Here is a 12,757-nt window from a genome sequence, read left to right on the forward strand (position 1 = left end):
CCGGCGCCCTGAGCCCCGGCGCCCGGAAGCCCGGCGCCCTGAGGCCCGGCGCCCGGGGACGCGGCGCCCTGAGGCGCGGGGTCCGGAGACGCGGTGCCGGGCGCGTGCGGGGTGGGGGACAGGTCGGCCACGTCATGAGGGTACGTCCCGGGAGATCCTCGGTGGGGGCTCGTGACGGTTGTAACAGTTCCGATCTTTTACCGAGGTCAGTGGTCTGATTCGATGCCCGTAACACCTGCTGCCGATTCCCCCTGGAAGGGCTCCGATGTCCACTGCCTCCGCTGATGCGAATGTCAGCCCGTCCGGGCGTACCCCGGGGAATGGTTTTGATCGTTTCTTTCAGATCTCGGCGCGCGGCTCGACCGTCGGCCGGGAGGTGCGGGGCGGGTTCGCCACCTTCTTCACGATGGCCTACATCGTGGTGCTCAACCCGCTGATCCTCGCCGCCGGTGTGGACGCCACCGGTGCGAAGTTGCCGATCACCGCACTCGCGGCCGGTACGGCGCTGGTGGCGGGCGTCATGACCATCCTCATGGGGGTCGTGGCGCGGTTCCCGTTGGCGCTCGCCGCCGGGCTCGGCGTGAACGCGCTGGTCGCGTACGAGATCGCCCCCGAGATGACCTGGGCCGATGCGATGGGCCTGGTGGTGATCGAGGGCGTGCTGATCGCCGTGCTGGTGCTGACCGGGCTGCGTACGGCGGTGTTCCGGGCCGTGCCCACCGAGCTCAAGACGGCGATCGGGGTCGGCATCGGCCTGTTCCTGATGATCATCGGGCTGGTGGACGCCGGGTTCGTGCGGCGTATCCCCGACGCGGCGGGCACCACCGTGCCGGTGGAGCTGGGCATCGGCGGCAAGCTGACCAGCTGGCCGCTGCTCGTCTTCTGCCTGGGCCTGCTGTTCACGCTGGTCCTTTTCGTACGCCGGGTGAAGGGCGCGATCCTCATCGGCATCCTCGGCACGACGGTGCTCGCCATCGTCGTCGAGGCGATCGGGAAGATCGGGCCGTCCTTCGTCGACGGCAAGCCGAACCCGGCCGGCTGGTCGCTGAACGTGCCGACGCTGCCGGACAAGATCGTGGACACGCCCGACCTGTCGTTGCTGGGCAAGTTCAACGTGCTGGACTCGTGGGGCCGGGCCGGCTGGCTGGTCGTGCTCATGTTCGTCTTCACCCTGCTGATCACGGACTTCTTCGACACGATGGGCACGATGGTCGCCGTCGGCCAGGAGGGCGGGCTGCTCGACGCCGAGGGCATGCCGCCGCGGACGCGGGAGATCCTGCTCGTCGACTCGGTCGCGGCGGCGGCCGGCGGTGCGGCGAGCGTCTCGAGCAACACCTCGTTCATCGAGAGCGCGTCGGGTGTCGCGGAGGGTGCGCGTACCGGCGTGGCCAACCTCGTGACCGGCACGCTCTTCCTGCTCGCCATGTTCCTGGCCCCGCTGGTCACGGTCGTGCCGTTCGAGGCGGCGTCGACCGCGCTGGTCGTGGTCGGCTTCCTGATGATGATGGCGGTGCGGCAGATCGACTGGACCGACTACGAGATCGCGATCCCGGCGTTCCTGGCGATCACCCTGATGCCGTTCACGTACTCGATCTCGAACGGCATCGGCGCGGGCATCGTCTCGTTCGTCGTGATCAAGCTCGCGGTGGGCAAGGCCAGGGCAGTTCACCCGCTTCTGTACGGCGTAGCAGCCCTCTTCGTCCTCTACTTCCTGCGCGGCCCGCTGGAATCGGTCGTGCTCTGACGTCGTCGTGGTCACCGGGTGCGCTACCGTGCCCGGTGACTACGGTCATAGGCGGAGAAGATGTCGTTAGCCAAGCTCATTAGCTAGGCTAAGTAACGTGATGGAGCGGTCGGTGGCGGAGCGCAGTTCAGCCGAGCAACTGGCCGTCTCGCTGCGCGAGTCGATCACCCGGCTCAACCGCCGGGTGCGCCAGGAACGCCCGGTCGGCGATCTCACGTTCAGCCAGCTCTCCGCCCTGACCAGCCTCCAGCTGGCCGGCGCGCTGACGCCGCGGGAGCTCGCCGACACCGAGCGGGTGCAGCCGCCGACGATGACCAAGATCGTCGGCAAGCTCGAGGAGCGCGGCCTGGTCGCGCGCACGCCCCACCCGACCGACCGCCGCCAGGTCATCCTGGCCGCGACCGAGCAGGGCCGGATCGTGTACGCGCAGTTCGAGAAGGCGCGCAACGAGTGGCTGGCCGAGCAGCTGGCCGAGCTCACCCCGGACGAACGCGACACGCTCGCCCGGGCGGCGCGGATCCTCCAGCAGGTCGCCCGGGCCTGAGCGGGCCCCGCCTCCTGTCGTTCCGTCACACGGTGATGACGCGTACGACCCAGAAGGAGGCGCAACCCGAGTGCGGGCAGTGCTGAGCACGACATTCCGGTCCCTGCAGGTCCGTAACTACCGGTTCTTCGCGACCGGTCAGCTGATCAAGCTGATCGGCGTGTGGATGATGTTCACCGCGCAGGACTGGCTGGTGCTCGATCTCTCCGGCAACTCCCCGGGCGCGCTCGGGGTGGTCACCGCGCTGCAGTTCCTGCCGGTGCTCCTGCTGACCCTCTGGGGCGGCAAGCTCGCCGACCGCCACGACAAGCGCAAGCTGCTCATCGTCGCCAACGCGGTCTTCGCGATCACGGCGATCGTCTTCGCCGTCCTGGTGGCGAGCGGCATCGTCGTGCTCTGGCACGTGTTCATGTTCGCGCTGCTGCTCGGCGTGGCCAACGCCGTGGAGACGCCGGTGCGGCAGGCGTTCGTCTCCGAGCTGGTCGAGCTGCCGCTGCTGCCCAACGCGCTGGCCCTGTCGGCGGCGGCGTTCAACAGCGCGCGGATCGGCGGCCCGGCCCTCGCCGGCATCGCCCTGGCCCTGTTCGACACGGGCCCGGTGTTCCTCATCGCCACCGCCCTGTCCATCGCGCCGATCTTCAGTTACCGGTGGATGCGCGCGGGTGAGCTGTACCGCTCCGAGGAACGCGCCAAGTCCGGCGAAACCAAGATTGTGGACGGCCTCAGGTACGTCCGGAAGCGGCATGACCTGTTGCTGCCGATCGGGCTGATGGCGGCGATCGGCATGATCGGCTTCAACTTCCCGGTCACCCTCGCGGCCCTCGCGAAGATCAATTTCCACGCCGGCCCGTCCTCCTTCGGGCTGCTGACCACGGCCCTGGCGGTCGGCGCGCTGGGCGGGGCCCTGGCCGGGAGCGCGCGCCGCAGCCGGCCGGGTGCCTACCTGGTGCTCGGCGCGGCGCTGGCCTTCAGCGTCTTCGAGATCGCGGTCGGTTTCGCCCCCACCTTCCTGGTGGCGATGATCCTGCTGGTGCCGACCGGCTTCTTCTCCATCTACCTCGCGCAGGCCGCCAACCACCGCGTCCAGATGGGTGTCGACGCCGGCTACCGCGGCCGGGTGATGGCCCTCTACGTGCTCGTCTTCCTCGGCACGACCCCCGTCGGCGCCTCGCTCGCCGGCTGGTGGGGTGAGCACTTCGGGGTGCCGTCGAGCATCTGGGCGGCGGGCATCGTGTGCCTGGTGGCTTCGGTCGTCGCCCTGCTCTGGCAGCTGCGCACCAGCGGAGACCGGCTGAGCGTACGGGTAGGTCCGAGACCACGGCTGACCCTCGTGCGGACCGGCGCGGAGGACGACACCCTCGTGGACGAGAGCGGGCCGGCCCGGATGCCGGCCCGCAAGGTCGCCGCCTAGCGAAGCGGGGCTGTGCCGGCGGCGCGGCGGCGGGCGCGTCGCCGGACGTGGCGGATGCGCAGGACCAGCGTCGCGACGGCGAGGACGGCCAGCAGTTCGAGCACCTGGCCGACGGGCCAGAGCCAGGCGAGGGCCCGGCGTGCCGCGCCCTCCACGCGGTTCGGTGCGGGCCCGCCGAACTGGTCGAGGAGGCCCGCCGGCACGTCGACGAAGCCGGCGCCGCCGGGCAGGTCGACCAGCCGGCGCCGACCGCCGTCCGGCCCGAAGGCGGACAGTTCGACGCCCCCGACGGTCCAGTAATCGGTCTCCAGCCACGGCGCGTCGTCCGGGTCGAGGCGGGCTCCCCGTTCCGGGGAGTGGACGGCGACCACGGCGGAGCCCTCGCGTTGCCAGCCGAGCATTCTGACCGCCAGCCCGCGGGCGGGGTCGAGGCGCGGCCCGTCGGCCGGTTGCCCGGTGCCGGCGTCGAGGTAGCGGACCCGGAACTCCCGCTGCCGGAGAGCCGCTTCGTCGCAGCCCGTGCCGTCGACGCAGCCGGTGATCGAGTACATCGCGATCCGCCGGCCGTCCGGCAGCCAGGCACCCGGGCCGGCCAGCCGGTCCCGGTCGGTGAGGCCGGTGATCTCGGTCCGGGTGTTGCCGGCGAGATCGAAGACCTGGAGCGCGGTGGTGGTGGCCACGGCGAGCCGCTTGCCGTCCGGGGAGAAGGCGGCGACGTTGCCCGGGAGGAACTCACCCTCGGCGCGGGGCAACGGCTGCTTCCGGCCCGTGGCCACTTCGAGCAGATGCATCGAGTACAGCGAGTGATCGGTGTTTCCGGACGAGCCCCGTACCAGGATGAAGCGGCCGTCGGGCGACCAGGCCATCGGGTCGCCGCCGCCGTACTGGCGCACGGTTCCCGTGGTGAGGTCGAGCACCCCGGTCTGCGGGTCGCCCTCGGGCGGGTAGTCGACGCCCTCCATCGACAGCCCACCGGCCAGGTACCGGCCGTCCGGCGAGAGCAGCAGGCCGTCCGCCGTGCCGGCGCTCATCTCGCCGACCGAGCGGGCCAGCCGGTAACCGCCGCTCCGGCCGACCAGCAGGCTGCGGCCCTCGAAGCCCCAGATGTCACTGCCGCGCAGCTCGCGATCGCCGGCGACGAGGATCGCGGCCGGGCCGGGCGGCGACTCGAGGACGGTGTCCTCGCCCGTCACCGGCGGATACACCGTGGACGGCACCACCGGCCGGGGCGAGTCGGCAGGCGTGGGGCTCTGCCCGCCGTGGCCGCCGAGGACCAGCGGTACGGCCGCCACGACGGCGACCGCGGCCAGGACCCCGGCGGCCATCCGCGTCCGGCGGCGGCGCACACCCCGTCGCCAGGTGTCGGGGGCAAGCCGTGCCGGGCGGGCGTCGTCGGCGATGATCGTCAGTACCTCGGCGAACCGCGATTCGGTCACGACTGCACCTCCAACAGGTCGGCCAGCTCCGGAGCGAGGACGCGCAGCCGCGCCAGCCCGTCGCGGACCTGGCTCTTGACGGTGCCCACCCGGCATCCGAGGACCTCGGCGGTCTGCGTCTCGGAGAGGTCCTCGAAGTAGCGCAGCACCAGGGCCGCCCGCTGCCGCGGGGCCAGCCGGGCCAACGCCTGCTGCACGGCGACCGCCACGGCCACCGGGTCGGTGGAGTCGGGCATCGACCGGTCCACCGCGGGCGCGGCCACCTCAGCCCTTCGTCGCGCCCTGCGCCACCAGGAGACGTGCTCGTGGTAGAGCGCCTTGCGGACGTACGGGTCCGGATCGCCGGAGGCCACCACGTGCCGCCACCGGCCCGCCATCTTCAGCAAGGTCTGCTGGACGAGATCCTCGGCCAGGTGATGATCGCCCGTGAGCAGGTACGCGATCCGCGACAGGCTCACCTTCCGATCCCGCACGTACTGCTCGAACGACAATTGACCGGCATCCACACGCAACCTCCTGCCCACCTACACGCCGCAGACGGGTCCGCCGGAGGGGCTCACCGGCCGGAGGTGTACGACGAGGCCTCGGCGGTGGCCGCCACGGGGTCGCCGGCCCGGATGGCCGCCAGCAACCGGCCGTGGTCCATGTGCTCCTCCGGCCGGAGCGACGCCCCGATGTGCCCGCTCAGCGACTCGCGGATCACCTCGCCGAGGTCCGCGTAGAGCTCGGTCAGCACCTCGTTGTGCGAGGCCGCCACGACGGCACGGTGGAAGGCCGCGTCCGCGTCGACGAAGGCATCCCGCCGGCCGGTGGACCAGGCCTGCTCGCGCTGGGCGTACAGGGTGTCGAGGCGGTGCAGGTCCTCGCCGGTGCGGCGGCGGGCCGCGTAACCGGCGGCTGCCGCCTCGAGGGTGCCGCGCAACTCGCGCACCTGCCCGGGGTCGGCGTCGGCGAAGCGGCGCTGCATGACGCCGGCCAGCTCGCTGGTGGCGACCACGTATGTGCCCGAGCCCTGCCGGATGTCCAGCAGCCCGTTGTGGGCGAGGGCCCGCACCGCCTCGCGCACGGTGTTGCGGGCGACCCCCAGCCGGGCCACCAGCTCCGGCTCGGTGGGGATGCGGGAGCCGACCGGCCAGGCCCCGGAAGTGATCTGCTGGCGCAGCTGGGCGATCACCCGCTTGGACAGGCTTTCGGCGCGCACGACCGGACCCAAATTCATCCCATGATTCTATGATGGGTTCCATGGCCCTCACCAGCACCGAACGCACCGGGCGCCGGGTCGGCTACCTCGCGGTGGCCGGTCTGGTGCTCGCGGCGATCAACCTGCGGCCCGCGGTCACCAGCCTCGGGCCGGTGCTGGCCGAGGTGCGCGCCGGCCTCGGCATGAGCGCCACGGTCGCCGGGCTGCTGACCTCCCTGCCGGCCGTCTGCTTCGCGGCGATCGGCTCCACCGCGCCCCTGCTGGCCCGCCGCTGGGGCACGGGCGGGGCGGTCGCCGCCGGCGTCGCGGCGCTCACCCTGGGCCTGGCCGTACGCCCCTGGGCCGGCGGCACCCCGCTCTTTCTGGCCCTGACCGCCCTCGCCCTGGCCGGGATCTCGCTCGCCAACGTCCTGCTGCCGGTGGTGGTCAAGCAGCGCTTCCCCGACCGGGTCGGCGCGATGACCGGCCTCTACTCCGTGGCACTGAACCTGGGCGCCTCCACTGCCGCCGCCGTCACCGTGCCGCTGACCGGAGCCTTCGGCGGCGACTGGCGGCTCGGCATCGGGGTGTGGGCGGTGGTGGCCGCGATCTCCCTGCCGTCGTGGATCCTGCTCGCGCGCGACCGGGCGCGAGAGGCGCCGGCCGGTGCCCCGGTGGCCGCCGATCCCGGCCTGCGCCTGCGACATCAGGGCGTGGCCTGGGCGCTCGCCGTCTACTTCGGCCTCCAGTCGACCTCCGCGTACGTGATGATGGGCTGGCTGCCGCAGATGTTCCGCGACGCCGGCCTGCCCGCGGGCACCGCCGGGCTGCTCTTCGCGGTGACGTCGCTGCTCGGTGTCCCGTTGTCGTTCGCCCTGTCCGCGGTGGCCGGCCGGCTGCGGCGGCAGAGCGGGATCGCCGTCGCCGTCGGGCTCTGCGGCCTGGCCGGGTACGCCGGGCTCTGGGCTGCCCCCGCCGCCGCCCCCTGGGCCTGGGCGATCCTCCTCGGCATCGCCAACTGCTCGTTCCCACTGGTGCTCACGATGATCGCGATGCGGGGCCGGAGCGCCGCCGTCGTGGTACGCCTGTCCGCGTTCGCGCAGAGCGCCGGCTACCTGCTCTCGATCCCCGGCCCGATCGTCGTCGGCGCGCTCTATCAGCACAGCGGCGGCTGGCGGGTGCCGCTGGCCCTGATGGTCGCCCTGATGGTGCCGCAGATGATCGCCGGATTCCTCGCCGGTCGCGACCGGCAGATCGGCTGAGCCCGGAATCCTGGCAGACCGGGTCATCCGAACGGCTGTCTCGGTTCGCCTCCCGGAAGCCTTAGCGTCATGCCGTGGCAATCTCGCACATCGTGGTGCTCGTGGCGGCGCTGACGGCGCTGCTGTGCCTGCCGTGCGCCGTCGCGATCGTCGCCTGCGCGGACGGGCTGCCGGCCCGGCGGATCTGGACCCGGAGCGGCCGGCGGGAGATCCGTGCCCTGCGCTGCCTCGACCGCCGGCTGAGCATCGACGGCTCGATCGTCGCGCTGCCCGACCCGGACCTCGACGAGCTGGCCGCCGAGCTGCGGCGGCTGGCACACCAGCGGTGCACCGGGCCGACCGTCGGGTCCGCCGTGTGGCTGACCGCGGTGCAGCGGGCGTACGATTTGCGGCTTTTGATGGCTAGCGAGACCCTCGGCGTGCCGCACCATCTCGCCTCGCTCGACGGCATGGATCTTGATCTGGAACGGATCCGGGTCGAGGAGAAGCTGCGCGCGGCGGGCCTGCGGCTCCGCTAACGTCGCTGCGTGCGGCTCTTCGTGGCGGTGTACCCGCCGGACGACGTGCGTCGCGACCTACGGCGGCGGCTCACCGAGGCGGTGGCCGGTCGCCGCGTGCGCCTGACCGCCGTGGAGAAGTGGCACGTGACGCTGGCGTTCCTCGGCGAGGTGCCCGCCGAGCGCCTGCCCGCCCTGGAAGACGCGCTGGGCGGGGTGACGGTGCCGCGCGGCCGGGAGCTGCGGTTGCGCGGTGCCGGTGGCTTCGGAGGCCGGGTCACCTGGGCCGGGGTCGAGGGTGACCTGGCCGGCCTGAGCGAGCGGGTGCGCGCCGCGGCGAGGCAGGCCGGCGCGCCGCCCGACGAACGGCCGTTCACCGCCCACCTGACCGTCATGTACGCGCACGACGCCGCCGTCAGCGAGGCGCTGGCCGACTATGCCGGGCCGCCGTGGGCCCTGGACGGGATCGCGCTGGTGCGCAGCGACCCGGGCGGCGCCTACACCACCCTGCGGACCTGGTAGCTCAGGAGCTCTCGCGGGCCGCCGGACCGCCGCCGAAGAGCACGTCGTCCCAGCTCGGCAGGCGCTTGCGCGGCTTCGCCGCCTCCTCGGTCTCCGCCTCGCCGGGCTGTGCGCCGACCGTGCGCCGGGGCCGCAGGACGGCCAGGCTCGGCACCGCCGGAACCTCCTTGGGCAGGTCGGCGTCGTCGTCGAACGCCGAGCCGGCGCCGCCGCCGAGCAGCGCCGCGGCGCCTCCGGCGACCGGGCGGCGGGTCTCCTGGGCGGCCGGTTCCAGGCCGCGGCCGGGACGGTCGTTGCTGAGCGGACGGTCGAGCGAGGCGAGCAGCGCGTCGCGGCCGGCGCGGATCGGGTCCCGGGTCGGCCGGGGCGAGTCCGCCGCCGGCAGCCCCCGGCCGCCACGGGCCGGCTCGGCCGCGCGGGACGGGCCCGGCAGGCCGTGGCCGCCGCGCTCGTGGGCGCCGCGCTCCGGGGCCGGCTCCTGGCCGAGGATCTGGGTGGGCCGCTCGGCGCAGAGGTACTGCGCCATGTCGTCGTGCGGCGAGACGACCTGGCGACCCTTGTCGAGGTCCCAGACCGCCTGCGCGGTGGCCTTGCCGGACGGCCAGGTGGCGACGATGCGCCAGGTGCCGTCGTCGCGGCGGAACGCGTCCCACGAGATCTTCTCGGTGTCGATCCCGTGCTGGGCGAGCCGGCCGTCGACGACCTCGGCCAGCGGCGCGCCGGAGTCGGAGGTCTTCAACCGGGTGCGGCGGGCGTGCTGGGCGAGCATGGCCCGCTCCTGCAGCACCGGTCCCGCGTAGCGCAGGACGCGGTCGACCGGGACGCCGGCGACCCGCGCCACGTCCTCGGCGGACTCGCCCGAGCGGATCCGGGACTGGATGTCACGCGGGGAGAGCGTGGCCATGGTCTCGGCGTTGGCCAGCGCGACGGCGTTGCCCGTCGTCGCCACGGTGGTGCCGCCCTCGTGGAGGACGCTGCTCACCCGGTCGTCGATGGGGAGGGCCAGGAGCCGGCCGACCTCATCGGCGAGCACCAGTGCCTGACCGTCCTCGGAGAGGGCGACGAAGCGTACCGGCCGCATGCGATGCCTCCGTCCCGTCGCTGGCCCGCGCTCGGTGAGAGTCAGCCACCCGGGCGCGTTTCGACAACACGGTACGCGCCCCGGTCACTCGATGGTGGTAAGCCACGCCGTCCAACTTATTGACCTGCGGAGATGATCTTCGGTCGATAACCCGTTGCCCCCGTACGGCCGGGGGCCTACAAAGGGCGGCATGACCGTCGAACTGCGCCCGGTGACCCGGGACAACTTCCGTGCCGTCATCCGGCTGGAGGTCGGCCCCGATCAGGACGGCTTCGTGGCGCCCAACGTGGTCGGGATCGCTCAGGCGTACGTCCACCCCGGCAGCGAGCCGTTCGCCGTCTACGCGGACGACGAACTGGTGGGCTTCGTGCTGCTCCAGCCGGGCGAGCGGGCCGGCGACCACGTGCTGGTGCGGCTCATGATCGACCACCGGTTCCAGGGCCGCGGCTTCGGCCGGCAGGCGCTCGAGGCGGCCGTGGACCACGCCGCGCGCGAGCACAAGGCCGAGGTCGTACGGCTGAGCTTCGTGCCCGCCAACGATCGCGCCCGCGCGCTCTACCTCTCCGCGGGCTTCCTCGAGACCGGGGAACTCGACGACACCGAGATCGTCATGGCCCGGCGGGTGTAGCTAGCCGTTGGCGGCGCGGCGGGCGGCGTACTCGGTCGTGCGGTGCGAGGGGTACTGGATGAGGTTGTCCGGCTCCTCGTCGGCGGTGCTCCAGCCGCGCCGGGTGTCCAGCAGCGGGTCCTCCTCGTACGCCGGCCGCACCCGGAACTGCCGTCCGTAGTCCATCATCCCGTCGAGCAGCCGGTCGACGTCCCGGGCCGGCCGCACCACGAGGCGCATGAACTGGCTGGTCATGCCGAGCTTGTTGCCGCACTCGCGGGTGTAGACGCCGTGGTTGGCGACCAGGTAGTCGCGCAGCGCCACGCCCGACCACTCGGTCGGCAGCTTGACCAGGATGAAGTTGCCCTGCGACGGGAAGACCGTGAGGCCGGGGACCCGGGACAGCTCGCCGGCCATCGTCCGGCGGTCGCGGCTGAGCAGGCGCAGGCTGTCCTCGTACTCGGCATCGTGCTCCTGGATCATGTAGACGACCTTCTCGGCCAGCGAGTTCAGGTTCCACTTGGGCAGCGCCTTGCCGATCCGGCCGGCGATGGCCGGGTTCGCCATCAGGTAGCCGAAGCGGATGCCGTGCAGGCCGAAGTTCTTGCCCAGGCTCTTCAGCACCACCGTGTTGGGGCGGATGACCGCGTCCGGGCCGACCGACGGGTACTGCTCGGCGTCGGAGAAGTCGATGAAGGACTCGTCGATCACCACCAGGTCCAGGTCGCCGAGGGCGTCCATGAACCGGATGACGTCGCGGCGGGCCAGGTAGCCGCCGTCCGGGTTGTTGACGTTGCACACCACGGCGACGCGGGAGCCGCGGTCGCGGATGAAGCGGACGTAGTCGTCGAGGTTGAGCCGGAAGGCGTCGCGTTCCTGCAGCGGGAACATGTCGACCCGCTTGCCGGTCTCGAGCGGCTGGTCGGTCCAGCGGCCGAACGTGGGGATCGGGATCGCCACGCTCTCCTTGATCAGCAGGTGGTCGATCCAGGTGATCAGCTCGGTCGAGCCGTTCGCCATCGCCACCGTCTGCGGGTGCAGGCCGAGCACGCTGGCCAGCTTGTTCGTGATGCTCTGGGAGTCGCTGGGGTAGTACTTCAGGATGTTCCGGAGGTCGCGGGACAGCTCGTCGAACATCTCCGGCGTGGGGAAGTACGGGTTGCACGGGATGCAGAAGTCGACGATCTCCGCGCCCTCGCCCATGCTTCGGGAAAGATCGAAATAAGAGGCACTGTGCGCGCCCTTGTGCAGGATCGAGGTGTCGATTCCGGTCCGTGCCATGACGACTCCTTCTCCCGGGGCGACATTGCCGCCCGTCAGTACGGGCGGCGCCGCCGAGAAGTTCAGAGTCGTTCGACGAGGTAGTCGATGCAGCGGGTCAGCGCCTCGACGTCCGCGGGGTCGACGGTGGGGTAGAGCGCCACGCGGAGCTGGTTGCGGCCCAGCTTGCGATACGGCTCGGTGTCCACGATGCCGTTGGCCCGCAGCGCCTTGGCCAGCGCCGCCGCGTCGATCCCGGCGGCGAAGTCGATCGTGGCCACCGCGTGCGAGCGCAGTGCCGGGTCGGTCACGAACGGTGACGCGAAGGGGGAGCGGTCGGCCCATCCGTAGATCGCCGCGGCGCTCTCCGCGCTGCGCTTGCTGGCCCAGCCGAGCCCGCCCTGCGCGTTCATCCAGTCGACCTGCTCGGCGGCGAGGAAGACGGTGGCCAGCGCCGGGGTGTTGTACGTCTGCTCGAGGCGGGACTGCTCCACGGCCGTGACCAGGTCGAGGAACTGCGGGATGTACCGGCCGGACTCCTTGATCCGGTGTGCCCGCTCGATCGCCGCCGGGGACATCAGCGCGATCCACAGTCCGCCGTCCGAGCCGAACGCCTTCTGCGGCGCCAGGTAGTAGACATCGGTCTCGGTGAGGTCGACGTCGAGGCTGCCGCCGCCCGACGTGGCATCGGTCAGCAGCAGCGCGCCCGGGTCGGCGCCCGCCACCCGCTTGACCGGCACGGCCACCCCGGTCGACGTCTCGTTGTGCACGCTCGCGTACGCGTCCACGCCCGGCTCGGCGGTCAGGTAGGCCGCGCTGCCCCCGGGCGCCCGGTGCACCGTCGGCTCGGCGAGGAACGGCGCGTCCCGGACCGCCTTGGCGAACTTCGCGCCGAACTCGCCGAACTCGGCGAACTGCGCCTTCTCCCGGATCAGCCCGAAGGTGGCGGTCTCCCAGAACGCGCTGGTGCCGCCGTTGCTGAGCACCACCTCGTAACCGTCCGGCATCGAGAAGAACTCCGCGATGCCCCGGCGCAGGCGGGCGACCTCGTCCTTGACCGTCTTCTGCCGGTGCGACGTGCCCATGAAGGTCTTCGCCACCCGGGAGAGCGCCTCGAGACCCTCGGGGCGGACCTTGCTCGGCCCGGAACCGAACCGGCCGTCGACGGGCTTGAGGTCGTCCGGGATGCGGATCGGGTCAGTCACGGGGGTCC

The 12,757-nt window shown here is 72.2% G+C and carries 13 protein-coding genes; 7 read left to right on the forward strand and 6 right to left on the reverse strand.

Going from position 1 to position 12,757, the window contains the following annotated elements:
• Window positions 1-265: 265 nt before the first annotated feature.
• The 3 genes from CLV70_RS15225 (at window position 266) to CLV70_RS15235 (ending at window position 3,699) form a co-directional block, all read left to right on the forward strand.
• Entirely contained in the window at window positions 266-1,744 is a 1,479-nt protein-coding gene (locus CLV70_RS15225) for an NCS2 family permease (RefSeq protein ID WP_106127132.1), read from the forward strand.
• 100 nt (window positions 1,745-1,844) lie between these two features.
• On the forward strand, window positions 1,845-2,288 hold the full coding sequence (locus CLV70_RS15230) for a MarR family winged helix-turn-helix transcriptional regulator (RefSeq protein ID WP_106127133.1): 444 nt from the start codon (window positions 1,845-1,847) through the stop codon (window positions 2,286-2,288).
• Between the two features lie 70 nt (window positions 2,289-2,358).
• The gene (locus CLV70_RS15235) at window positions 2,359-3,699 is read left to right on the forward strand and encodes an MFS transporter (RefSeq protein WP_106127134.1); all 1,341 of its coding nucleotides are present in this window, start codon (window positions 2,359-2,361) and stop codon (window positions 3,697-3,699) included.
• Here CLV70_RS15235 and CLV70_RS15240 read toward each other — a convergent pair.
• From CLV70_RS15240 to CLV70_RS15250, 3 genes are read right to left on the reverse strand one after another with little or no spacing between them, the layout of a single operon-like run.
• Window positions 3,696-5,135 (reverse strand): WD40 repeat domain-containing protein, encoded by a 1,440-nt coding sequence (locus CLV70_RS15240; protein ID WP_106127135.1) that lies wholly within the window; start codon window positions 5,133-5,135, stop codon window positions 3,696-3,698. The genes CLV70_RS15235 and CLV70_RS15240 overlap by 4 nt on opposite strands.
• Entirely contained in the window at window positions 5,132-5,641 is a 510-nt protein-coding gene (locus CLV70_RS15245) for a SigE family RNA polymerase sigma factor (protein ID WP_106127136.1), read from the reverse strand. The genes CLV70_RS15240 and CLV70_RS15245 overlap by 4 nt, the downstream gene beginning before the upstream one ends.
• Before the next feature lie 50 nt (window positions 5,642-5,691).
• Entirely contained in the window at window positions 5,692-6,354 is a 663-nt protein-coding gene (locus tag CLV70_RS15250; RefSeq protein ID WP_106127137.1) for a FadR/GntR family transcriptional regulator, read from the reverse strand.
• A 23-nt stretch (window positions 6,355-6,377) separates the two neighbouring features.
• On the opposite strand from CLV70_RS15250, the gene CLV70_RS15255 reads away from it, so the two are divergent.
• The 3 genes from CLV70_RS15255 to thpR all read left to right on the forward strand — a co-directional run bounded on the left by CLV70_RS15255 (window position 6,378) and on the right by thpR (window position 8,596).
• Window positions 6,378-7,577, forward strand: a complete 1,200-nt coding sequence (locus CLV70_RS15255; RefSeq protein ID WP_211303765.1) for a CynX/NimT family MFS transporter — start codon at window positions 6,378-6,380, stop codon at window positions 7,575-7,577.
• A 74-nt stretch (window positions 7,578-7,651) separates the two neighbouring features.
• A complete protein-coding gene (locus CLV70_RS15260) occupies window positions 7,652-8,095 on the forward strand; it encodes a hypothetical protein (protein ID WP_106127139.1) in 444 nt (147 codons plus the stop codon).
• 9 nt (window positions 8,096-8,104) lie between these two features.
• A complete protein-coding gene (gene thpR, locus CLV70_RS15265; RefSeq protein WP_106127140.1) occupies window positions 8,105-8,596 on the forward strand; it encodes an RNA 2',3'-cyclic phosphodiesterase in 492 nt (163 codons plus the stop codon).
• A gap of 1 nt (window position 8,597) precedes the next feature.
• Here thpR and sepH read toward each other — a convergent pair whose 3' ends face one another.
• Entirely contained in the window at window positions 8,598-9,677 is a 1,080-nt protein-coding gene (sepH, locus tag CLV70_RS15270; protein ID WP_106127141.1) for a septation protein SepH, read from the reverse strand.
• Between the two features lie 190 nt (window positions 9,678-9,867).
• On the opposite strand from sepH, the gene CLV70_RS15275 reads away from it, so the two are divergent.
• Window positions 9,868-10,305, forward strand: a complete 438-nt coding sequence (locus tag CLV70_RS15275) for a GNAT family N-acetyltransferase (RefSeq protein ID WP_106127142.1) — start codon at window positions 9,868-9,870, stop codon at window positions 10,303-10,305.
• Here CLV70_RS15275 and CLV70_RS15280 read toward each other — a convergent pair whose 3' ends face one another.
• Complete coding sequence (locus CLV70_RS15280) at window positions 10,306-11,565, reverse strand: pyridoxal phosphate-dependent aminotransferase (RefSeq protein ID WP_106127143.1); 1,260 nt, start codon at window positions 11,563-11,565, stop codon at window positions 10,306-10,308.
• Between the two features lie 62 nt (window positions 11,566-11,627).
• Window positions 11,628-12,749 carry a phosphoserine transaminase gene (gene serC, locus CLV70_RS15285; protein ID WP_106127144.1) on the reverse strand — a complete coding sequence of 374 codons (1,122 nt, stop codon included), beginning with the start codon at window positions 12,747-12,749 and terminating at the stop codon, window positions 11,628-11,630.
• Between the last annotated feature and the right edge of the window lie 8 nt (window positions 12,750-12,757).

The organism is Pseudosporangium ferrugineum (genome assembly GCF_003002065.1).
In the GTDB taxonomy this organism is placed as follows: Bacteria; Actinomycetota; Actinomycetes; order Mycobacteriales; family Micromonosporaceae; genus Actinoplanes; species Actinoplanes ferrugineus_A.